Below are 20,383 nucleotides of genomic sequence, written 5' to 3'. Positions count from 1 at the left end.
CCTAAGGTTCATGGTAGCGAGGGCAGGAATCGAACCTGCTACCAAGGGCTTATGAATCCCCTGCTCTACCGGTGAGCTACCCCGCCGTGCCTCTGCATAGGATACCGAACGGCGCTCCCCCACGCACCACGACCCTGGAGCCTGCAAAGCAGGTGATCGGCTAGGCTCCAAGGATGTTGCGAATCCTTATCCTCTGCCACGGCAACATCTGCCGCTCCCCTCTCGCTGAGGTGCTCATCGAGGCGGCGATCAGCGCCGACCCGCTCCTCGCTGGGCACGTCGCAGTTTCAAGCGCTGGCACCTCAAACGAACATGCTGGCGAGGGGATGCATACCAACAGCGCCGCCCTCTTGAGCGCGCGCGGCCTGCGAAGCACCCATCAGGCGCGCCTCTTTACGCCAGCTCTCGCTGCGACCCTCGATCTGGTGCTCGCCGCCGATCAAACAAACCTACGAAACGGGCGCAGCATCATCCGCATGGCAGAGAGGCAGCCAGAGATCCGTCTGCTCAGGGACTTTGACCCAACCGCAGTTGGTCGCGATCTCGACGACCCGTGGGGGCACCCGCCAACAGCATATGAACGTACCGCCACGGAGATTACGGCGGCGATTCCTGGCCTACTCGCGGAGCTCCGAGACCGGCTCTAGCGCTACTTAAATGAGAGGATCGCGTCCACGAGAACACGGTCGAAGGCGTCGGCATCAACGCCAACCGCCACATCCACGTCCGGAGTGCGTCCGCGCTGCTTCAGGCGATCGCCATACCAGTCGGTAATCGTTCGGCCGCGCGCAAGGTCGCCGAGCTCAACGTCAACGGCGGCATGCACCAGCGCCAGCAGGTTCGGCACCGCAAGGTGCGCCACCGCCACGGCATCATGAACGGCCGAGGCTGGCCAGTCGTAACGGTCCTTATGGAAGATCGCATAGAAGCGCAGCAGGTCGGCGAAGATCTTTGCGGGCAGCGTCCCCGCCGCGTCGAGCCGCTTCATCGCCGCTTCGCCCGTAAGGGCGCGGTGCGTTGCATCGAGGCAGACCATGGTGATCGGAATCCCTGAAGCAAAGACGATCGCTGCAGCATCAGGATCAACATACGAATTGAACTCCGCCGATGCGGTCACATTCCCCTCAGCGATCGCACCACCCATCCAGCAGATGTGGGCGATCTTCGCCTTCAGTTCAGGATGGTCTCGGAGCAGGATGGCAATGTTCGTCAACGGGCCGAGGGGAACCAGTGTCACTGGCTCGCTCGCCTCACGAAGCAGGGTCGCAATCAGGTCAACTGCACCCGCTGCGTGCTCAAGGCCTGTTGGCTCTGGCAGCTCCGCGCCGTCAAGCCCCGAGTCACCGTGCACATACGGCGCGACCCAGAGTGGTCGCACGAGTGGCACAGCGGCGCCAGCGGCAACACGCACCTCGTTGGCGCCAAGAAGAGCCAGGGTGCGGCGCAGGTTCTCGTAGGTCTTTGGCAGCGAGGCGTTGCCAGCAACGGCGGTGACGCCGAGCACCTTCAGCTCCGGGCGGGCAAAGGCAACGGCGAGCGCCATAGCATCGTCGTGACCAGGATCGCAGTCGATGATGATCGGCAGCGGCTTCGCAATCGTGCCGAGTGGGGCCCGTCGCGGGGAGGGCGGAAACGGCGTTGAGAGCGGGAGTGGATTCGGCTTCAGCTCGCTCATGGGAGCTTCGAGTAGATATCTACCATCTCGTCTGCGAATCGCTTGCTATCGATCGTCAGCCCCACGTCGCAATTCGGCTCGAGCTTGTCGCGCTTGAGGCGGTATGGATTCGCATCGCCAATCGTGCGACCGCGCGCCGGTCCCTGCGTTGCGTCAACAACAACGTGATAGCGCGAGACGCCCACAAGATCTGGGATAGCAAGGTGCAGCACCGCCACGGCGTCGTGAATGGCCATCTTCTCGCCTTGGCCCCATGCTGCGGAGCGGTCAAACGAAAACTTCAGGAGCTCGGCCGCTACCTTCGCCGATGCGCCAGGGAGTGCCGCGAAGCGCTCGAGAATGGAGCGGTCAAGAGTCGCATGGTGGGTCACATCGAGGCCAATCATCGTGATCGGCAGGCCGCTGTTAAACACAATCTCAGCTGCGGTTGGGTCGGCATAGATGTTGAACTCCGCCGAGGCAGAGGAGTTCCCCTCGCCGACCGAGCCACCCATCAGACAGATATGCGAGATCTTCGGCGCCAAGTGTGGGTATGAACGAATAAGCAGGGCGATGTTCGTGAGTGGGCCAATTGGCACAAGGACCACAGGCTCTGCGGATGCAGCGAGAGTGCGCGCCATGAGGGCAACCGCCCCCTCCGGATCTGCCTTGCGAGCAGCCGCTGGGATTGTTGTCGTGCCAAGGCCAGTTGCACCGTGAATATCGGTTGCGCGCTCAAGTGGCCCGGAGAGCGGTCCGGCGGCACCTTCAGCAACTGGCACATCACCAGCACCGTAGAGCTGCAACAGGCGCAGTGCGTTCTCTGTGCAGTGGCGAACATCCGCGTTGCCGCCAACGCTGGTAACAGCAAGAAGGTTCAACTCTGGTCTCACCACCGCACAGGCAATTGCCAGCGCGTCATCTAGTCCAGGATCGCAATCGATGATGATTGGCAGCGGCTTATTTGGCGTGCCAACTGGAGCGACCCGCTGAGTTAGGCCAGCCTCAGGAAGACGAAACAGTCCTACGGACGCCATGCTCGCCGCTCCTTATCCCTGGTCGTACGGTCGACCAGCCGACGCCGGAGCACGAACGCGACCGATGAGCCCGGCGACCACAATGATTGTCACGACATATGGCATCGAGAGCAGGATCTGCGGTGGCAGAGAAACGCCGAGGCCCGACAAGAGAGTCGTAGCGGCGGTGGTCATACCGAAGATCAGCGACGCGCCGAATGCGTAGATTGGGTTCCACGCACCGAAGATCACCGCAGCGAGCGCGATGAAGCCCTTACCGGCGCTCGTGTTCACGCCGAAACCACCAGTGCCGCTCAAGGAGATGAAGCTGCCGGCAAAGCCTGCAAGAAGACCAGCGATGAGCATGGCGCGATAGCGAAGCTTCACCACGTCAATGCCGACCGTGCCTGCAGCGTTTGGCTGCTCACCAGCGGCACGGAGGCGTAGGCCCCAACGTGTTCGATAAATCATATAGGTGAAGAAGAGTACGAGGCCAACGGAGAGGTAGAAGTATGGGCTCAGCGAGAAGAGGATCGGTCCCAAAATCGGAATCTCAGAAAGGACTGGAATCTTCATTGGACTAATGCCGATCGGACGATTGAACTCACTATGTGGCTGCAGCACGCGCAGGTAGGCGAACGTTGTCACGCCAACGGCGCCGATGTTGATGACGGTACCAGCAATGATCTGGTCCACCTTGTAGCGAATGCCGAGCCAGGCGAGGAAGAGGCTCACCCCGGCCCCGAAGATTGCGCCCGCGAGCGGGCCTGCTATCGCGATGCCCGTGATGCTGGACGCAATCGAGCCAATCATTGCGCCGAAGAGGAGCTTCCCTTCAATGGCAATGTTCAGGAATCCGCTGCGCTCTGCCACGATACCCGCGAGTGCGCCGATGCCAACCGGGATAGCGTAGCTCAGCGTGCTGGTGAAGAAGACGGTGAGGTTTGCCGTGGTCCCATCAAGCAGTCGCGCGAGTAGCGCGAATACCAGGATGGGCGATATGAGACCGATGGCGAGGCGCCACTTGAACGAAGCACCGCGCACGAGCTGCAGCCCAGCCATAGCGCCGAAGCCCGCCGTAACGGCAGCCCAGAGAAGAACGACAGGGATACTGAACGAGATTTCTGTTCCACCGACCTTGTCGGCCCAGAACGCGAACTTCCCTTCAACCCCTGCTGAGCCCGAGGTAATCGCGAGGGAGAGCAACGTGAAGAAGGCAAATAGGCCAGCGCGCACACGTGATGCAATGAGTTGCTGATGTGCATCTGCGCCCTCACCCGCCAAAGATGTGCCGGAACGCTTCGTGGTTGCCGCTAGGGCAGCCTTTGATCGCGATGGTGCCGCAGGCTTCTTCTTAGCGCTCACGTTGCCTCCTCGGGTACTCACTTCGACACCGCACGAGGGCGTCGGCGGAATGGGTTCTTCAGGATGCCCAACGTGAGGTCTGGCGCCGCAATAAATGCGATGACGAGCGCCTGAATGAAGAGCAGCATTTCGATCGGGATGCCCGTTTGCACCTGCATGAGGCTGCCACCATGCTGCAGGAGTCCGAAGACCAACGCCGTGGCGACAACGCCACTTGGTCGGGTCCCCCCTACGAGCGCAATCGCAATGGCCGTAAAGCCGACACTCCCTGCAATTCCTGGCGAGAGCTGCTTCACGGTGCCGACTGCAACAATTGCACCACCGAGTCCCGAGATCGCTCCCGAGATGAGCATGGCGGTAATGATGGAGGTGGCTGCGCCCATGCCCGCGTACTTGGCGGCGGCAATGTTTAGCCCAGCAGCACGCAGCTCAAATCCGCGCGTGGAACGGAAGAGGAACCAGCTCACAGCCACAGCCGTCAGGAGGGCGACGATGATGCCAATGTCGAGGCGAAGGCTTGCGATTGGCAAGATGCCGGGGAAGTCCACGAACTGGCTGAGCTCTTTCGAGACTGGCTGAATCCGCGGTGGCTTTTGGATGAATTCAAAGTTGGAGACGAGGAAGAAGACGAACTGCCCGGCGATGAAGTTGAGCATGATCGTGGTGATCACTTCGCTCGCACCAACACGCGCCTTCAAGAAGCCAGGGAGGAAGGCCCACGCCGCTCCACCGATGAGTCCAAAGAGCATCACCAAGATGATGGCTACGGGGGCGGGAGTTACGCCGCCACCAAATACGAGTGCCGCTAGGGTGCCACCAACGGCACCCATGGTGAACTGACCAGCGCCACCAATGTTGAAGATGCCCGTGCGGAAAGCGACAGAGACGCCAAGCCCCACAAAGATCAGCGGCACTGATGCAACGACACTCTCAACGAGAGGACGAAGGGCGCGCGCCCAGATCAAAATGTCGCCATTCGATTCAAGCGCTTTTTGGATCGTGGCTGGGTCGCCAAACGCCCCGCGAAAAAGCGCGCTGTATGCGACTGCCGCCCGGCCAATGCCGAGGCTTAGGGCTCCAATTGGGTCAGAGAGCAACTTACCGAGCACCTCAAGGTCGGTGAAGACGATAAAGAGAGCGCCTACCAGAAGCGCGACGGAGATTGAGAGTGCAGGAACTCGTATCTTCAGGCCAAACTTCTTTAGGGCGTTCACTTGGTAATACCTCCCATGAGCAGTCCGACGCGCTCACGCGTTGCCTGCTTGGCATCAAGAATTCCAACGATACGACCCTCGTACATTACTGCTACACGGTCACCGAGCGCGAGCACTTCGTCGAGCTCGGTGCTCACAATTAGAACCGCAGCACCGGCGTCACGCTGCTCAACGATTCGGCGATGGATGTACTCAATCGAGCCAACGTCGAGTCCGCGAGTTGGCTGCGCAGCAATAACCAGTCGAACATTGCGACTGAATTCTCGCGCAACGATCACCTTCTGCTGATTGCCGCCTGAGAGCGAGCCGATGTCAGTGTTGATGGATGGCGTTCGTACGTCAAAGTCCTTAACGGCCTTCTCAGTTGCGGCCGTAACAGCCTTGCGATTCAGCAGTCCGTTCTTGCTGAACTCTGGCAGGTGGTATGTGTTGAGGATGTAATTCTCCGCGACCGTCATCCCCTTGATCATGCCGTCGCGATTGCGGTCCTCAGGGATGTGGGCGACCCCGGCCATCGCAATCTCGCGTGGAGAGCCAGCGTGCAGGGGCTCCTTCTCAAGAATGACAGTTCCCGAGTCAACGAGCCGCAGACCGGTGAGCGCTTCAACCAACTCGGTCTGACCGTTCCCCTGCACCCCTGCAACTGCCAGAATCTCGCCACTGCGCACTTCAAACGATACGTCGTTCACGGCACGCCCACCGGCGTCGTTCAAGACATTCAAGCCCTTGACCTGCAAAATTGGTGCGGCAACGTGAGACTTTGAGCGACTGACGGTGAGCTGGACCTCGCGCCCCACCATCATCTCGGCGAGCTTTGAGGCGGTCGCCTTCTTCGGAGTCGTTTCACCTGCAACAGCGCCGCGGCGCAGTACGGTGATCTTGTCGGCAACGGCGATGACCTCGTTCAGTTTGTGGGTGATGAAGATGACCGAGGTGCCGCCCTTGGCGAGCCCACGAATGATCTCGAAGAGTTCTTCCGTCTCCTGGGGGGTCAGCACAGCCGATGGCTCATCGAGGACAAGGATGTCGCTCTTGCGATAGAGCGCCTTGAGGATCTCAACGCGTTGGCGCACACCCACCGGGAGTGATTCGATCTTCGCATCTGGATCTACATGGAGGCCGTGCTTCTTTGAGAGCTCAACGACCTGCGCGCGCGCAGTGGCTCGATCAAAGATGCCAAGTGGACCCTTGGTTGGCTCGTTACCGAGGACAACCGACTCAGTGACGTCGAAGACCGGGACGAGCATGAAGTGCTGATGCACCATGCCGATGCCGGCATCGATGGCTTGGGCAGGATCGCGGAAGATGCGCTCCTTGCCATCAATAAGAATCTTTCCGGAGTCAGGGCGATAGAGGCCCGAGAGGATGTTCATGAGCGTGGTCTTCCCTGCGCCATTCTCACCGAGAAGGCCGAGAACCTGCCCCTTGTCAACAGAGATGGAGATTCGGTCGTTAGCGAGAACACCAGGGAACTGCTTCGTAATCTTCTGCAGTTCAAGCCTCATACGACGCTGGCCCCCCTACTCTGCCGCTGTATTGCCAGAGATACTCTTCCGCCCGGATGCCGAAGCACCCGGGCGGAGAGCGACTACTTCATCGCCGAAGCGATGGAGAAGTACTTACTTCTTTGCCCAATCAAGGACAACAACCGAGCCGTCTTCGATCGCAGCCATAAGGGCCTCGACCTCTGCCTTGAGCTCAGCGGTTACGAGCGTGCCGAAGGTTGCAGTCCATGCAGCCTCTGTGCGATTAAGAGTGGCGATCTGAACGCCACCGTTCTTGAGCGTGCCAACGTAGTTGGTACCGCCCAGCTTGCCTGCGTAGCTGGAGTTCACAGCCGTGATCACTGCAGCACCGATGTTCTTCTGTGCCGAGGTCAGGAGTGTTCCGCAATACTCAGGAAGGCTGACGCACTGGTCAAGGTCCACACCGACCGAGTACTTGCCCGCATCCATCATTGCCTGATAGGTGCCGTTGCCCGTGGTGCCCGCAACTGCGTGCACAACGTCAGCGTTCTGGCCCATGAAGGCCTCGGCTGTCGCCTTACCAAAGTCCACGTCGTTGAACGGCGAGGTGCTTGGGTTGAACGTACCGGTCTTTGCAACTGGATCCCAGCCCAAGACGGACGTAGCAACGCCCTTCTTGTCGGCGTAGTACTTGGCGCCAGCGACCCAGCCATCCATGAACTTGGTTACGCCTGGGTATGGTGCTCCACCGTAGGTTGCGATGACGTGGGTCTTCGAGATGCCAGCTGCCAAGTAGGCGGCGAGCATCGAGGCCTCGTCGATCTGGAAGTCGATACCGGTGAAGTTCGCCGGAATCGTGCCATTCTCAAGCGTCCAGGTTGCGTCTACCCAGCCGAATGCAATCGCTGCATTCTCTGGAGCAACGACGGCAGCCTGCAGGGCGGTGCCCTGGTTGTAGCCAACGGCAATCACGCTGTTGCAGCCCTGGTCGATCAACTGCTGAATGTTTGGCGCGTAGGACGCGTCATCAACAGCGGTCGTGTAGGCCGTCTTGAACCCTTCAGCTTCGAGTGCCTGAAGGCCCTCGTATGCCGACTGGTTGAAGTTCTTGTCGGCAGGTCCGCCCGTGTCCAACGAGAGGCATGCCTTGTACTTGGCCTTCCCGGCATCGACGGAAGCTGACGGCGAAGCCGTCGAGCCACTGCACGCTGCGGCGAGAAGAGCGAGAACGGTGAGGAGCGCGAACATTCGCGTCTTCATATGTATGTAGCCCTCCGCTATTTCCTTTTGCTCAGACGCCCACGGCGACGAGCGGGTCAGCCATTTGGTGACCGTGGCGGCATTGTGCCTCATAACAGAGCGGTATGCGCACCTAAAGCAAATTGGTAGCGAGAGGAGGGTGTGGCTTTGTTACAAACCCCGCTGCGAGAGCCACGTCTCAAAGGCATTCCTGAGGCGAACTTTGGTTCCTTCGTCCACGAACGCGAAGTCGTAGCCTGTTCGCGCCACGGCAATCAGGTCTGATGCGGGGAGCCCCAGCCGACGATGGACATGGAGGTACTCCTCGGAGAGGGTGACGTCGCTCACCACCAGGTCGTCGGTGTTGAGGGTGATCGGCACGCCGCGTTTGCGCAGCTCGGCAATCGGAAAGTCACCGTAACCGGGAACTATGGCGGCCTGGGTGTTGCTCGTCGGGCATAGGTCGAGGGAGACGTTGCGCGCTGCGAGCTCGGCGCACAGTGCTGGGTCGTCAACCGCGACACCGCCGTGCGCAATCCGCGCGGGCTGCACCTCAAGTGCGCGACGCACCTGCGCAGCGCCGCCCCACTCCCCCGCGTGGAGCGTGATGGCGAGTCCGCCGGCACGCGCGATGTCGAATGCCTCTTTGAAGGTGAGTGGGTCGGGGAAGGCCGCTTCACGACCGGCCAAGTCAAACGCAACGACGCCGAGGTCTTGTGCGGCGGCTGCGGCGGCGGCCAAGTTGCGATTCTCTTCCAGCGAGTGCGAGCGGAGGGCGGTGATGATCAGGCGCACTTCAATTCCGGTCTCTGCCGCCGCGCGGCGCGCCCCGGCCGCCACCGCGGCGATCACCTGTGACTGCGTGAGCCCCTTTGCGGTGTGCAGGTGTGGCCCCCAACGCATCTCAAGATAGGCAACGTTCTCTGCTGCCTTCGTTCGCACCAGTTGTTCCGCGGCGCGATCGAGCGCCTCGGCATCTTGCAAGAGGGCGATGGGCAGGTCGAATGCGCGCAGCAGGTCGGCCTGATCGGCGCAGCGCTCAGGGGCGACGAGCGCGGCGCGCATCCCAGCCCAATCGCGCGGGGCATCAACGTTGCGCGTTGCGGCAAGTTCAAGGGCCAAGGCCGGATCCAGTGAGCCATCAAGGTGGAGATGCAGCTCAGGCTTCGGCATCTCAAAGAAGAGGCGACGCGCATCATCGGCACGCTGGAATTCCACTGCTCCCCTCCCCTCGCGTTGACTCGCAGGCTGCGCACCCGCCTGCGCAACTCCGCGAGAGAGAGGATACTCCCCCGTATGACCTCGTCACTACCCGTTGCGACAGATTCACGAGCGCTTGGGGCCTGGCTCCGCGACGCGACCCCCGTCGACCGCGTGGGCATTGAGGAGCGTGTCGCCACCCTAAAGACCCGGTCAATTAAGAAAACTTCCAAGGTGTGGGCGCTCCGCCTGGCGCTGAGCATGTGCGACCTCACCACCCTTGAAGGGAGAGACACGCCTGGAAAGATCCGCCAACTAGCGACCAAGGCGATGCGCCCACTCCCTGGCGATGCGTCAATGCCCTCGGTCGCAGCGCTCTGCTGCTATCCAGACCTTGTTGGTGTGGCGAAAGAGGCGCTCCGGGGGAGCAGCGTCAAGGTTGCCGCCGTTGCCACCGCCTTCCCGAGCGGCCGCTCGTGGATCGACCTCAAGATTGCCGAGACGAAGTACGCCGTTGCTGCCGGTGCCGACGAGATTGACATGGTGATTGACCGTGGCGCGTTCCTGGCTGGCGACTACGCCAAGGTGTGGGACGAGATCGTCGCCGTGAAAGAGGCCTGCGGGCCCGCGCATCTGAAGGTCATCCTTGAGACAGGCGAACTTGGTACCTACGACGATGTGCGACGCGCATCGGCACTGGCGATTGCCGCGGGTGGCGACTTCATCAAGACCTCAACCGGTAAGGTCACACCGGCGGCGACGCTCCCGGTGACGCTCGTCATGCTGGAGACCATTCGCGAACATTGGAATCGCACCGGCAAGGTTGTTGGCATGAAGCCAGCCGGCGGGATTCGCACGGCAAAAGAGGCGATCCAATACCTAGTGGTCGTACACGAAACGCTTGGACCTGACTGGCTCACCCCCGACCGCTTCCGTTTCGGCGCATCGAGCCTGGTCAACGACCTGCTGATGCAGCTCGAAAAAGAGGTGACGGGCGCCTACGCCGATCCGGACGACTTCACGCTCGACTAGCGCCTAGGCCCATCCGCCCCGCGCTGGGCCGGGCGTGACGGCTACGAGCCGATTGGGTGCCAGACGGTCTTCATTTCAAGGAAGGCGGTGATGCCGTCGATGCGCTCGCCGCGCTCGCCATCAAAGGCGTCGGCGCGGTCCTTCACTCCATGTGGGCGACGTGCGACTCGGGCGACGTGTTCGGCGGCACCCTGCTCCGCCTCGACGAGCAGTGCGTCGGGGCAGCCCCACAGGTCGTACCCATCGATATCGGCGTGGCGCACCAGGTGCGGCAGCAGTTCCGCCCGACGCGCGGTGATGATGTTCACCACGCCCGCCGGCACATCGCTCACGGCGAGCGTTTCAGCCAGGGTGACGGCGGGGAGTGGTGCCGATTCGCTCGCCAACACAATCGCCACATTGCCTCCAGCGAGGATGCCGCCAAGACGCGAGACCAGGCCAAGGAGTGGCGAGGCTTCAGGTGCGATGGAGGCGATGACGCCGGTTGGCTCTGGGAGGGTGAAGACGAAGTGCGATGAGGCGACAGGATTGGTGCCACCAAGCACAGCGGCGAGCTTGTCGGGCCAGCCCGCGTACCAGACCATGCGATCAATCGCGGCGGAGACCTCTGCTGCCGCGTCGGACTTCGATGCGCCGTGATTGATCAGGTCATCGCGGAATTGGGCCGCACGACCCTCCATCAGTTCGGCAACGCGATAGAGGATCTGCCCGCGCACCATTGCGGTGCGTGCGGCCCACGGCTCGGCGGCGATGCGCGCAACGCGCACCGCCTCACGCAGGTCCTTGCGCGAGCCGCGTGCAATGTTGGCGACGCCGCCCTTTGCGAGTTGAGCCTCTTGGCTTCGACCAGATTCGCTCCGCGGGAACCCGCCACCGATATAGAGTTTGGCGGTGCGTCGCACCTCAAGACGCGCGGCGCCATCTGACTCAATCGCCAGCGGGAGGTTGAGCCTCTCGGTGCGCTTTGACCTCTTCCCCATGACTAGGAGCTCCTCAGATAGGCGTGCAAGCCCTGCATGCCGCCCTCACGTCCGTAGCCAGACTCTTTGTAGCCACCGAACGGCGCAGTTGGATCGAAGCGGTTGAAGGTATTCGCCCAGACCACGCCTGCCTTGAGGGCGCTAGCAACCTGCAGGATGCGGCTCCCCTTCTCGGTCCAAATGCCGGCGGAGAGTCCGTACGCCGTGTTGTTTGCCTTCTCAATCGCCTCATCCACGGTGCGGAAGGTGATGGTGGCCAAGACGGGTCCGAAGATTTCCTCGCGGGCGATGCGATGGCTCTGCGCCACATTGGTGAAGAGGGTTGGTCGGTAGAACCAGCCGCGTGTTGGTAGGTCGCAGGCGGGCTGCCAAATCTGGGCACCCTCGGCGACGCCGCTCGCAACGAGCTCACCGATGCTCTCCATCTGGGCTTTCGAATTGATTGCCCCGACGTCGGTGTTCTTATCCATCGGATCGCCGATGCGCAGCATCGACATGCGGTCGCGCAGCCGCGCGAGGAACTCTTCGGCAATGGACTCCTGAACGAGGAGGCGACTGCCAGCGCAGCAGACCTCGCCCTGGTTGAAGAAGATGCCGTTGACGACGCCCTCAACCGCCTGGTCGAGCGCCGCATCTTCGAAGACGATGTTCGCCGCCTTGCCACCGAGTTCGAGTGTCAGCCCCTTCCCCTGCCCGGCGATCCCCTTGGCGATGGTGACGCCGACCGAGGTGCTGCCGGTGAAGGCGACCTTCGCGACGCGTGGGTCGGTGACGATCGACATGCCGGTGCTCCCCGGGCCCGTGACGATGTTGACGACGCCGTTTGGCAGCTCGGCCTGGCGGCAGACGTCGGCGAAGAGGAGCGCGGTGAGCGGCGTCGTTGAAGCGGGCTTCAGGACAACGGTATTGCCGGCCGCAAGTGCCGGAGCGATTTTCCACGCCAGCATGAGGAGTGGAAAGTTCCACGGGATCACCTGCCCGACGACACCATGTGCCTCGGGTCGGCGGCCAGGAACGGCGTACTCCAGCTTGTCGGCCCAGCCGGCGTAGTACCAGAAGTGCGCGGCAGCAAGGGGTACATCCACGTCGCGCGACTCACGGATCGGCTTCCCCGAGTCCATCGTTTCGGTGACGGCAAACTCGCGACTGCGCTCCTGCAGGATGCGACTGATGCGGTAGAGGTACTTCGCCCGTTCGCGTGGGTGCAACTTCGACCAGACCTTGCGGTAGGCGCGGTCGGCGGCCTCAATGGCGCGGTCAGCGTCGGCGGGGGTCCCCTTCGCGATCTCGGCGAGGGGCTCCTCCGTGGCCGGGTTGTAGGTGATGGTGACCTCGCCGCCAGAGGGGGCGCGCTCCTTCCCGTCGATGAAGAGGCCGTAGCGCTGGCGAATCGTGACGATCTCGCGGGACTCTGGGGCCGGGGCGTAGGCCCACGGGCTACTGCCGGCTAGGCCAGAGCTTGCTGGCGCCACAATTGCTGCGGGGGCGGGGGTTGTCACGCTGACGGCGCGCGTAGGGGTGCGTCGAGGTTTAGCGCCCTTCGGTGACTGATCGCTCGGCATTGGTGCATCCTAGCGCGCCATCCACTTCCAGCGGCCCAGCGCATCGTCTACCCTTCGCGCATGACAAGTCGCGCGCCACGAGCAACTCCCCCGTTCACCCCAACGATGCTCATTGACGGCGCCTCGCGTGGGGCTGCCAGCGGGCGAACCTTCACCCTGCGCCACCCCGCCACTGGCGCTGTGATCGGCGAGATTCCCCACGCCGCTGCCGCCGACGTTGACGCCGCCATCGCTGCGGCCCGACGAGCATTTGATACCGGAGGCTGGCGCACGACACTCCCCGCCGAACGCGCCCGACTCCTTCTCGCCCTCGCCGACGCGGTCGAGCGTGAGGCGGATCACTTCGCCGATCTCGAGGTGTGGCAGACGGGCACCGCGCGCAAGTTGCGACGCGACGGCGACATTCCTGCGGTCATCGACCACCTGCGCTACTTCGCTGGCGTCCTGCGTACCCCCGATGGTATCGCCGCCGGTGAGTACACCGGCAACCACACCTCGATGATTCGGCGGGAGCCGATCGGCGTTGCCGCGCTGATCGCGCCGTGGAACTATCCACTCGCGATGGCGGTCTGGCAGGCGGCGCCCGCGCTGGCTGCTGGTAACACCGTCGTCATGAAGCCGGCGAGCGCCACACCGCTCGCGGCGCTGCGTCTCGCAGAGCTGGCGCGCGAGGTTGGCTTCCCTGCTGGCGTCGTCAATGTCATCACCGGGCCAGGTGCCGAGGTCGGGGCGCAATTTGCCGCAGATCCGCGCATCGACATCATCGCCCTCACGGGCGACAGCGCCACTGGTCGAGAACTGATGGCTGCTGGCGCGCCAACCCTGAAGCGTCTGCATCTAGAGCTTGGTGGCAAGGCACCGTTCGTTGTCTTCGCTGATGCCGACATTGAGGCCGCCGCGCGAGGGGCGATCGCTGGGGCCTTCGTTAACGCTGGTCAGGACTGCACCGCGGCCACTCGCCTCTACGCCCAGAGCGAGATCTTCGACCGCCTCGTGGCCCGCATTGCTGAGCTCACCGCGCAGGTGCGCATCGGCGATCCGTTCGATCCCGCGACAGACCTCGGCTCGCTCATCTCGCGCACCCACCGCGATCGAGTCGCTGGCTACGTTGATCGCGCCGTTGCCGCAGGGGCACGGATCGTGGTGGGCGGCAGTGCGCAGCCGAAGGGCGTCCCAGCCGAGGGTGCCTACTTCGCGCCAACGCTCATCGTCGGCGCGCAGCAGTCCAGCGAGATCGTGCAGCAGGAAGTCTTCGGTCCGGTACTCGTCGCGCTTCCATTTGCCGACGAAGCCGAGGCGATCGCCCTGGCGAACGACACGCCGTATGGCCTCGCCTCAAGCTGCTGGACGAGTGATGTGGCGCGCGCTCATCGCATGGCGGCCGCTCTTAACTTCGGCTCAGTCCTGATCAATGACCATCTCCCCTTCCTGAGCGAGATGCCGCATGGTGGCTTCAAGCAGTCGGGATTCGGTAAGGACCTCAGCCGCTACTCCTTTGAGGAGTACACGCAGATCAAGCACGTAGCAATTGAGATCACTGGCGAGGCCGAGAAGGGCTGGCACTGGACGATCTTCGGAGATCCGAAGAGGTAGTTCCCCTTAGCTCCCGAGGAGCAGGTCAAGCCACGCGTCGAGCGGCGATCGAGTTGGCGCATCAGGGCTGAACCGCCGTGCGCCAGAGCCAGGAGCATCCTCTGGAAGTGGTGCCGCATCAGCCGCTAAGACGAACGGGCGTTCCACAGTGGAGCCGAGGCTGTAGCCGCGCGCAACCAGCTCGAGGAAGGCGGCGTCATCGAGAAGCACCCGCTCCGCCGTTAGGGCATCGGCCCGAGTCTGGAGCGCCGCAGTCTCGTCGCGAAGCTGCGCCAAGCGCGTATTCACCTGAATGACGCCGATCAGATTTCGTCCGAACTCCACCACGAAGAGCACCACGATCAGCGCCTGCCCGAGGAAGATGAGGGTGCCACGCGCGGTGCTCGTGCGGCTACGAATCATGACCCTCATGGCTCCAGTTTCCGCGCCCTACCCATTGGCGTCAAGCAGGAGCGCCACGCGGGGTGCTAGCCTGCGCGGCGTGTACTTCTATGAGCTTCACGAGGCCGAGGACGAACTTGCCATCGGCATTACCCTCGCCCACGACGAGGCCTTCGCCCCTAGCGAGTTCTTGGCGATGGTGGAGACGGCCCGCAGCCGGGTGACAGAAACCTTTACCGAGGAGACCCTCGTTGAGGCGATCGCCGCTGAGCTCGAACGCGAGCACGACTTTGCCGCATCATTCGATTCCCGCCTGGTGGCCGCCGTGGGCATCTCTTCTGAGGAGGGCGAAACGCGCCTGCTCGCGCATGAGGGGGTGGGTGCTCACGCTGCTGACGAAGGCGAGGAGGAGGATCCTGACCTTGCCATCGCTGAGGCGCTGCTTTCGGGGCGCGAGCCGATCGGCCTGCGAACCGCCGTGGTGGACTTGGAGAAGAACGAGTTGCTCGACTCTTAGCGAAGGTGGGTCCGCGTTACCAGCGAGGCAGACCTTTTGAGCCCTTCCAGACGCGATCCATGATCGGTACGCCATCGGTGGCGACGTCGACGAAGTTTGGCTGTGACTGGTTGAGGACCACTGTTGGCAACATGCGCGTGCTGATCAACCGCGATCCCGCGAACGTGGATTCGATAACGAGCCCCTCGGACGTTTCAACGGACCAGTTCTGGTCGAAGACGAAGTTGCCCATAGAGTAGAAGACCGGCTTACCGTTGATGATCTCCATCGCACTCGCCCAGTGAGAGTGCGAACCGAGCACCATGTCAGCGCCAGCGACGATCGCTACTTTGGCAAACCGGCGCTGCGAGGCGGTAGGTTGCGCCTGGAACTCCAAACCCCAATGCGGGAAGACAATAACGACGTCTGCGCCAGCTGCGCGGGCCGCCGCAATTGAGGCCCGCAATTCCGGAGTACCAATCGGCGCGCTCCCCGGCCGGTTTGCCCGCGCGTGCGTGCTCGGGTTTACCTGGTCAACTGCAACGATGCCCACGGTGATGCCACCAACGTCGGAGAGCCACGGGCGCTGCGCCTCGGCGAGGTTTGCCCCGGCGCCACCGCTGCCCATGCCAGCAGCCTTAACGGCGGCAATAGTCTCAGGGATGCGCAAAATGCCACCGTCGCCGATGTGGTTGTTCGCCGACGAGAGGAAATCAAATCCCGCCTCTTTCACGACCCGTAGGAGTGCTGGGTTCCCGGTAAAGGTCGTACCAGAATTGTGCTGTTGCCACCTCTTCGGTGTTGGTGATTCAAGGTTCGCGATCGAGAGATCTGCCTGCTGAAAGAGCGAGCGCATCAAGCCGTTGATGCCGCCACCACTCACGAGGCGCGCCGCAACCCGCGGCACGTGGAACTGACTGCAACAGGTTGTGCCAGTGATATCGGCAAAGCCGCCATCAAAGAGCGAATCTGCCCCACGCTTGGACCGCTTCGCGTTGGCTGCAACGCCACGGTCAAGCAGGATGTCGCCACCAGCGGCAAGGGTCCATGCGGATGCAGGGTCGTACGCAAGCGGACCAGATAGCCACTCTGCAGGAATTGATGCGTCGAGGGGTAGCTCGGCGCGCAGCGGCCAATCAGCCAACGACTCGACGTGCTGTACTCCTACAATCGCAGCCCCCTCCCACGTTAGGGCGCGCAGTGCTGGCTCAAGGGCGGCGAGCCGCACGAACCCTGCCGCCCTCTCATCGGCGGCGAGTGCCGCCTTGAGGGCGGTGCGGTCCGCGACGAGTGCCAGGCGCGATGCAATTGAGGTGGCCGAGAGGCCGAGCGCTGCAAGGATGGTGCTTGACTCCGGCGCGATCAGGATCAGTTTGGTGATCGGTGATTTCCCCCCAACTTCGGCAAGCCGCGCAACCCCGGCGTTCGTGAGCGCAGTGAGGGTGCTGCGGTATCCAGCAACAGGGATCAGTGGGCTCCGGCTATCACTGGTTGGTGAGAGGCTTGGGTTCGCCGACGACTCTCCGCTCGCCCCCGATGGCGCGGCAGAGGTGCCGCACGCGGCAGCGAGCAGGAGAGCGAGTGCGAGCGTGAAGAGGCTGCGACGTCGCGGCAACGGAGCGTGGGTCACAGCGGGCATATGCACACCGCTATCCTACCCCCATGCAGCAACACTTCCGCCCTTCAGGCCCAACACTCATCGCTGCCGCGCTCAGCGAGGAGCGCGCCGCTCTTGAGGCGCTCGCCACTGATCTGGTGCCTCACCCACTTCCAGGACTTGCAGAGGGTGCGCTCCTCATCGGCCACATCGACACACACCCGGTCGCGCTTCTGCGCTGCGGCGTGGGTAAGGTCGCCTCGGTGGTTGCAGTTACCGCCGCCCTGGCAGTTGAGCCCCGCTGCGTGATCTCGGTCGGCTCCGCCGGCGCCCTGCATGCGGGATATCGCGTCGGCGACGTCCTACTCGCCGATGATGTCTTGCAGCATGACTTTGCCGCAGCAGAGGCCGATGGCTTTCGACTCTTCGGCTACGGCGCGGATACTCCATCAAAAGGCGACCCACTTCTGGTTGCCGATCCCGAGCTCGTAACCGCGGCGTTCGATGCCGCCACACCAACGACAACACGCCTTGGGATTAACCTCCGTCGCGGCCGCATCGCCACCGGCGATTGGTTTGTCGCAGACCAGAAGGTTCGCGATGCGATTGCCGCCCGCAGCTCAGCCGACCTCGTTGAGATGGAGGGGGCCGCCATCGCCTATGCGGCACGCACGCATGGCATCCCCTGGCTGGTGATCCGCAGCGTGAGCGACTCTGGTGACGGCGAGGCCACGCTTAGCTTCTGGGAGTATCTCGCGCTCGCCTCAAGGAACGCCGCCGAAATTGTGCGCGCTATCCTGCCAGCTCTGGAGCGCCGCTAACTGCGTTTCGCACCCAGCGTCATCTGCTGCGCTCGCGGTGCTGCACCGCCAAAGAGACGGATCGAGAGCGCATTCACCGCCGCAGGATCCCCCGTCGTGAATATCTGATGCTCTGGGGCTATTGGCGCTGAGGCCGGCGCGGAGTGTCCGAGATGACCGGGGTCGGCCGCCGTCCCGCGGCTAGATCCTGGAGCCTCAAGCCCATTCACCGCGATGATCTCTTGAAGAAAGCTCGCCGTTGCTGCGGCGGAATCAACCACAGCAATCGGGGCACCGAGCGCCGCATCAATGGCGCCGCGAATCAGCGGGAAGTGGGTGCAACCAAGCAGTAGGGTATCGATACGTTCGCTCGGCTCACCAGTAAGAAACGGGTCAATCGCCGCATGGATGGCATCGCTCATCTCGTTTGTAGTCGTGCGACCTGACTCAATGAGCGTAACGAGTTCCGAGGCAGCTCGCTCCGTCACCCGCGTGCCAGGATTCTCATCTTTGATAGCGGCGAAGTACGCACGCGACCGGACGGTTGCAATAGTGGCCAGCACACCAACCCGGCCGGTACGTGTCGCGAGCGCCGCGGCTGCCGCTCCTGGTCGGATCACGCCGATGATTGGTGTTGCTGGGTGCCGCTCACGAAGATGCTCAAGCGCGATGGCCGTCGCGGTATTACAGGCAATGATGATCGCCTTAACGCCGCGTGTGACGAGCTCGTCGCTGAGCTCTTCGGCAAATTTGCGTACCTCGACATCGCTGCGGGTGCCATATGGGTGACGGGCGCTATCACCGATGTAGATGGTGGATTCGGCTGGGAGGCGCGCCTGCACTTCACGCAGAACGGTGAGACCGCCGATCCCTGAATCGAAGAGCCCGATTGGGCGCGGATCACTCATTTGGGCGTGGGTCACTCATGCGCTGACCGTAGCAGCCAGCGCAGACGATCGTCGGCGCCAACCCTGGTCACGCGTAGGCCTGCCGCGGCCGCGAGGGCTCGCACCTCATCTGGCTGCCAGGCACGAATGGCGAAGGGAGGTCGGTCGGGATAGATCACCGTAAGGCGGCCGTCTCCCCCCACCGCCCGATGCCGAATTTCCAGTAGTACGGTGTTGCTGCGCGCCTGCGGGTCGGACCTGATGCGGCTTTCGCGTTGAACCGTGCCGAGATCAGCATCTGCCCGCTCTAGATCAACACTCCACTCACCCTCGACCTCATCCGCGAACAGCTGCGGGTCCATGAGTGTGGCGTCGATTCCGACCTGTCCGCCAGGTGCGCAGTGCAGCACTGCTGTTCGTAAGAGCGCATCAAGATCCGCGGGCGCGGTGATCAGCGAGAGCAGATCACCGCCAAGGATCACGAGGGCTGCGTCGGCTTCATCAAGACGCCAGCTTCGGCCATCTGCACAGATCCATTCGGCCAACGGAGCGCGCTCCGAAGCCAGGGCGAGGGCGCTCATATCGAGATCAATACCGATGCGCTGCGGCCCGGCGGCACCAAGGGCCGTCAGGATGCGACCTGCGCCGCACCCAATCTCGAGAATGGGGCCGTCCGATTCCGCTGCTACCTCCCGCCAATACACAAGGTCATCGTCGGCGGCGTAAGTTAAGTCGCGTTCGTCAGCGAGCAGGCGGCTTCGTCCCTCGGAAGCGGTTTCGCTCAGCGGGAGTGTTCCCAACGAATCGTCTCGCCGGACTCCTTGCGCTTTGCCAGCGCGCTAATCACTTCAAGGGCGGCACGGTTGGCGATCATCGCCGTTGACTCAGCCCAGTCATACGGTGGTGAGACCTCAACGATGTCCATTCCTGCGATCGGGACTTGCGCGGCAATCTGACGGAGCCCGCGGAGCAGCTCACGCGAGAGCATCCCGCCTGGCTCTGGTGTGCCCGTTCCTGGCGCGAGGCCCGGATCGACCACATCAATGTCAAGGCTGATCCAAATCGCATCTGGACCGTCGAGCGCCTCTGCAATGGCGGTTGCGATGACTGCCTCTGAGCCGCGCTCTTCGATCTCGGTCATGAAGTGACTTCGCATGCCGTTTTCCCGCATCCAACCGAGCGTCTCCTTGTCAGGGAAGTAACCTCGTAGGCCAACCTGCACAAAGTTCTTGCCGAGCACCGCGCCCGATTCGATCAGGCGGCGCATTGGCGAGCCGTGGCTGTGCAACGATCCGTAGCCGTCGATGGAGGCGTCAGCGTGTGCATCAAAGTGCAGGATTCCGATGCGCTGCGGCCAGCGCATCTCGGCAATTGCCGTCGCGTTCGGCCACGTGATCGAGTGATCGCCACCAAGCACGATCGGAATCGCACCGGTCTCAGCGACATCACGAACCTTGCGGTAGATGGCGCCGTGACCATACTCGAGTCGTCCTGGGTAAACCAGGGCGTCACCGGCATCAACGGCGGTGAGGGCGGTAAACGGCTCAACGCCCACCTGCAGTGAGTGCAGGGTGCCAGTTTGGTACTGCGCCTCGCGAATGGCACGTGGCCCGAAGCGTGTGCCAGGACGATGGGTGACGGCATCATCAAACGGTGCACCAATGATCGCGATGTCGGCCTTGCGACGACGGATCTCAGCCACATCCTCAACCCACGGAAGTTGAGCGAAGCTGACCGGCCCCACATACGAGGGGCGATCTAGTGGATCGCGCTGCTCTTGGGTGCCGCTCCAGCCGAGCGCGGCAAGGGAGGCGGCGAAAGGTGGGGTATTCGGGCTCATGTTGGTCACCATTTCACTCAGATGCGCCGCCGGTGCGAGCCAACGTCCAGCAGGGCGCGCG

The 20,383-nt window shown here is 62.8% G+C and carries 19 protein-coding genes and 1 tRNA gene; 5 read left to right on the top strand and 15 right to left on the bottom strand.

Annotated features, from left to right (window positions below):
• Nucleotides 1–11: 11 nt before the first annotated feature.
• A tRNA-Met gene (locus tag AC3LCN_RS02780) sits at nt 12–86 on the bottom strand.
• 87 nt (nt 87–173) lie between these two features.
• Here AC3LCN_RS02780 and AC3LCN_RS02775 point away from each other — a divergent pair.
• Entirely contained in the window at nt 174–647 is a 474-nt protein-coding gene (locus tag AC3LCN_RS02775) for a low molecular weight protein-tyrosine-phosphatase (protein ID WP_488648567.1), read from the top strand.
• 2 nt (nt 648–649) lie between these two features.
• On the opposite strand, the gene AC3LCN_RS02770 is transcribed toward AC3LCN_RS02775, so the two are convergent.
• From AC3LCN_RS02770 to add, 7 genes are all read right to left on the bottom strand, one after another.
• A complete protein-coding gene (locus tag AC3LCN_RS02770; protein ID WP_488648566.1) occupies nt 650–1,675 on the bottom strand; it encodes a nucleoside hydrolase in 1,026 nt (341 codons plus the stop codon).
• Nucleotides 1,672–2,691, bottom strand: a complete 1,020-nt coding sequence (locus AC3LCN_RS02765) for a nucleoside hydrolase (RefSeq protein ID WP_488648565.1) — start codon at nt 2,689–2,691, stop codon at nt 1,672–1,674. Before AC3LCN_RS02765 ends, AC3LCN_RS02770 begins: the two co-directional genes overlap by 4 nt.
• Before the next feature lie 12 nt (nt 2,692–2,703).
• Nucleotides 2,704–4,035, bottom strand: a complete 1,332-nt coding sequence (locus AC3LCN_RS02760; RefSeq protein ID WP_488648564.1) for an ABC transporter permease — start codon at nt 4,033–4,035, stop codon at nt 2,704–2,706.
• A 17-nt stretch (nt 4,036–4,052) separates the two neighbouring features.
• The gene (locus tag AC3LCN_RS02755) at nt 4,053–5,249 is read right to left on the bottom strand and encodes an ABC transporter permease (RefSeq protein ID WP_488648563.1); all 1,197 of its coding nucleotides are present in this window, start codon (nt 5,247–5,249) and stop codon (nt 4,053–4,055) included.
• Nucleotides 5,246–6,754 carry an ABC transporter ATP-binding protein gene (locus AC3LCN_RS02750; protein WP_488648562.1) on the bottom strand — a complete coding sequence of 503 codons (1,509 nt, stop codon included), beginning with the start codon at nt 6,752–6,754 and terminating at the stop codon, nt 5,246–5,248. The genes AC3LCN_RS02755 and AC3LCN_RS02750 overlap by 4 nt, the downstream gene beginning before the upstream one ends.
• A 114-nt stretch (nt 6,755–6,868) precedes the next feature.
• Complete coding sequence (locus tag AC3LCN_RS02745; RefSeq protein WP_488648561.1) at nt 6,869–7,975, bottom strand: BMP family lipoprotein; 1,107 nt, start codon at nt 7,973–7,975, stop codon at nt 6,869–6,871.
• Between the two features lie 150 nt (nt 7,976–8,125).
• Nucleotides 8,126–9,172, bottom strand: a complete 1,047-nt coding sequence (gene add / locus AC3LCN_RS02740) for an adenosine deaminase (RefSeq protein WP_488648560.1) — start codon at nt 9,170–9,172, stop codon at nt 8,126–8,128.
• A gap of 78 nt (nt 9,173–9,250) precedes the next feature.
• On the opposite strand from add, the gene deoC reads away from it, so the two are divergent.
• On the top strand, nt 9,251–10,186 hold the full coding sequence (gene deoC / locus AC3LCN_RS02735) for a deoxyribose-phosphate aldolase (protein ID WP_488648559.1): 936 nt from the start codon (nt 9,251–9,253) through the stop codon (nt 10,184–10,186).
• Between the two features lie 41 nt (nt 10,187–10,227).
• Here deoC and AC3LCN_RS02730 read toward each other — a convergent pair whose 3' ends face one another.
• Together AC3LCN_RS02730 and AC3LCN_RS02725 are read right to left on the bottom strand one after the other, a co-directional pair.
• On the bottom strand, nt 10,228–11,166 hold the full coding sequence (locus tag AC3LCN_RS02730; protein WP_488648558.1) for an aldehyde dehydrogenase family protein: 939 nt from the start codon (nt 11,164–11,166) through the stop codon (nt 10,228–10,230).
• A gap of 2 nt (nt 11,167–11,168) precedes the next feature.
• On the bottom strand, nt 11,169–12,728 hold the full coding sequence (locus AC3LCN_RS02725; RefSeq protein ID WP_488648557.1) for an aldehyde dehydrogenase family protein: 1,560 nt from the start codon (nt 12,726–12,728) through the stop codon (nt 11,169–11,171).
• Nucleotides 12,729–12,788: 60 nt separating this feature from the next.
• On the opposite strand from AC3LCN_RS02725, the gene AC3LCN_RS02720 reads away from it, so the two are divergent.
• The gene (locus AC3LCN_RS02720; RefSeq protein ID WP_488648556.1) at nt 12,789–14,321 is read left to right on the top strand and encodes an aminobutyraldehyde dehydrogenase; all 1,533 of its coding nucleotides are present in this window, start codon (nt 12,789–12,791) and stop codon (nt 14,319–14,321) included.
• A gap of 6 nt (nt 14,322–14,327) precedes the next feature.
• Here AC3LCN_RS02720 and AC3LCN_RS02715 read toward each other — a convergent pair whose 3' ends face one another.
• A complete protein-coding gene (locus tag AC3LCN_RS02715) occupies nt 14,328–14,732 on the bottom strand; it encodes a hypothetical protein (RefSeq protein WP_488648555.1) in 405 nt (134 codons plus the stop codon).
• A 70-nt stretch (nt 14,733–14,802) separates the two neighbouring features.
• Here AC3LCN_RS02715 and AC3LCN_RS02710 point away from each other — a divergent pair, with 70 nt between their 5' ends.
• Nucleotides 14,803–15,219: a hypothetical protein gene (locus AC3LCN_RS02710; RefSeq protein ID WP_488648554.1), complete on the top strand. Its 417-nt coding sequence runs from the start codon at nt 14,803–14,805 to the stop codon at nt 15,217–15,219.
• Between the two features lie 16 nt (nt 15,220–15,235).
• Here AC3LCN_RS02710 and AC3LCN_RS02705 read toward each other — a convergent pair whose 3' ends face one another.
• The gene (locus AC3LCN_RS02705; RefSeq protein ID WP_488648553.1) at nt 15,236–16,837 is read right to left on the bottom strand and encodes a CapA family protein; all 1,602 of its coding nucleotides are present in this window, start codon (nt 16,835–16,837) and stop codon (nt 15,236–15,238) included.
• 23 nt (nt 16,838–16,860) lie between these two features.
• Between AC3LCN_RS02705 and mtnN the strand changes: the two genes are divergently transcribed.
• A complete protein-coding gene (mtnN, locus tag AC3LCN_RS02700) occupies nt 16,861–17,616 on the top strand; it encodes a 5'-methylthioadenosine/S-adenosylhomocysteine nucleosidase (RefSeq protein WP_488648552.1) in 756 nt (251 codons plus the stop codon).
• Here the strand turns inward: mtnN and murI are convergent.
• From murI to speB, 3 genes are read right to left on the bottom strand one after another with little or no spacing between them, the layout of a single operon-like run.
• Entirely contained in the window at nt 17,613–18,503 is an 891-nt protein-coding gene (murI, locus tag AC3LCN_RS02695; protein WP_488648551.1) for a glutamate racemase, read from the bottom strand. The genes mtnN and murI overlap by 4 nt on opposite strands.
• An 11-nt stretch (nt 18,504–18,514) precedes the next feature.
• Nucleotides 18,515–19,282 carry a class I SAM-dependent methyltransferase gene (locus tag AC3LCN_RS02690; RefSeq protein WP_488648550.1) on the bottom strand — a complete coding sequence of 256 codons (768 nt, stop codon included), beginning with the start codon at nt 19,280–19,282 and terminating at the stop codon, nt 18,515–18,517.
• Nucleotides 19,264–20,322, bottom strand: coding sequence for an agmatinase (gene speB / locus AC3LCN_RS02685; protein ID WP_488648549.1), 1,059 nt, complete (start codon nt 20,320–20,322; stop codon nt 19,264–19,266). The genes AC3LCN_RS02690 and speB overlap by 19 nt, the downstream gene beginning before the upstream one ends.
• Nucleotides 20,323–20,383: the final 61 nt, after the last annotated feature.

It is taken from the genome of Candidatus Limnocylindrus sp. (genome assembly GCF_040397215.1).
GTDB lineage: Bacteria > Chloroflexota > Limnocylindria > Limnocylindrales > Limnocylindraceae > Limnocylindrus.
The sequence above is the reverse complement of the archived record's forward strand: the minus strand, read 5'-3'. Positions and strand labels throughout refer to the sequence as shown.

Bases quoted from the DNA above. Each gene is read 5' to 3' on its own strand.
- AC3LCN_RS02750 (WP_488648562.1), bottom strand. From the start codon at position 6,754: ATGAGGCTTGAACTGCAGAAGATTACGAAGCAGTTCCCTGGTGTTCTC.
- AC3LCN_RS02775 (WP_488648567.1), top strand. From the start codon at position 174: ATGTTGCGAATCCTTATCCTCTGCCACGGCAACATCTGCCGCTCCCCT.
- AC3LCN_RS02705 (WP_488648553.1), bottom strand. From the start codon at position 16,837: ATGCCCGCTGTGACCCACGCTCCGTTGCCGCGACGTCGCAGCCTCTTC.
- AC3LCN_RS02730 (WP_488648558.1), bottom strand. From the start codon at position 11,166: ATGGGGAAGAGGTCAAAGCGCACCGAGAGGCTCAACCTCCCGCTGGCG.
- AC3LCN_RS02715 (WP_488648555.1), bottom strand. From the start codon at position 14,732: ATGAGGGTCATGATTCGTAGCCGCACGAGCACCGCGCGTGGCACCCTC.
- AC3LCN_RS02745 (WP_488648561.1), bottom strand. From the start codon at position 7,975: ATGAAGACGCGAATGTTCGCGCTCCTCACCGTTCTCGCTCTTCTCGCC.
- murI (WP_488648551.1), bottom strand. From the start codon at position 18,503: ATGAGTGATCCGCGCCCAATCGGGCTCTTCGATTCAGGGATCGGCGGT.
- AC3LCN_RS02770 (WP_488648566.1), bottom strand. From the start codon at position 1,675: ATGAGCGAGCTGAAGCCGAATCCACTCCCGCTCTCAACGCCGTTTCCG.
- AC3LCN_RS02725 (WP_488648557.1), bottom strand. From the start codon at position 12,728: ATGCCGAGCGATCAGTCACCGAAGGGCGCTAAACCTCGACGCACCCCT.
- speB (WP_488648549.1), bottom strand. From the start codon at position 20,322: ATGAGCCCGAATACCCCACCTTTCGCCGCCTCCCTTGCCGCGCTCGGC.
- mtnN (WP_488648552.1), top strand. From the start codon at position 16,861: ATGCAGCAACACTTCCGCCCTTCAGGCCCAACACTCATCGCTGCCGCG.
- AC3LCN_RS02765 (WP_488648565.1), bottom strand. From the start codon at position 2,691: ATGGCGTCCGTAGGACTGTTTCGTCTTCCTGAGGCTGGCCTAACTCAG.
- deoC (WP_488648559.1), top strand. From the start codon at position 9,251: ATGACCTCGTCACTACCCGTTGCGACAGATTCACGAGCGCTTGGGGCC.
- AC3LCN_RS02720 (WP_488648556.1), top strand. From the start codon at position 12,789: ATGACAAGTCGCGCGCCACGAGCAACTCCCCCGTTCACCCCAACGATG.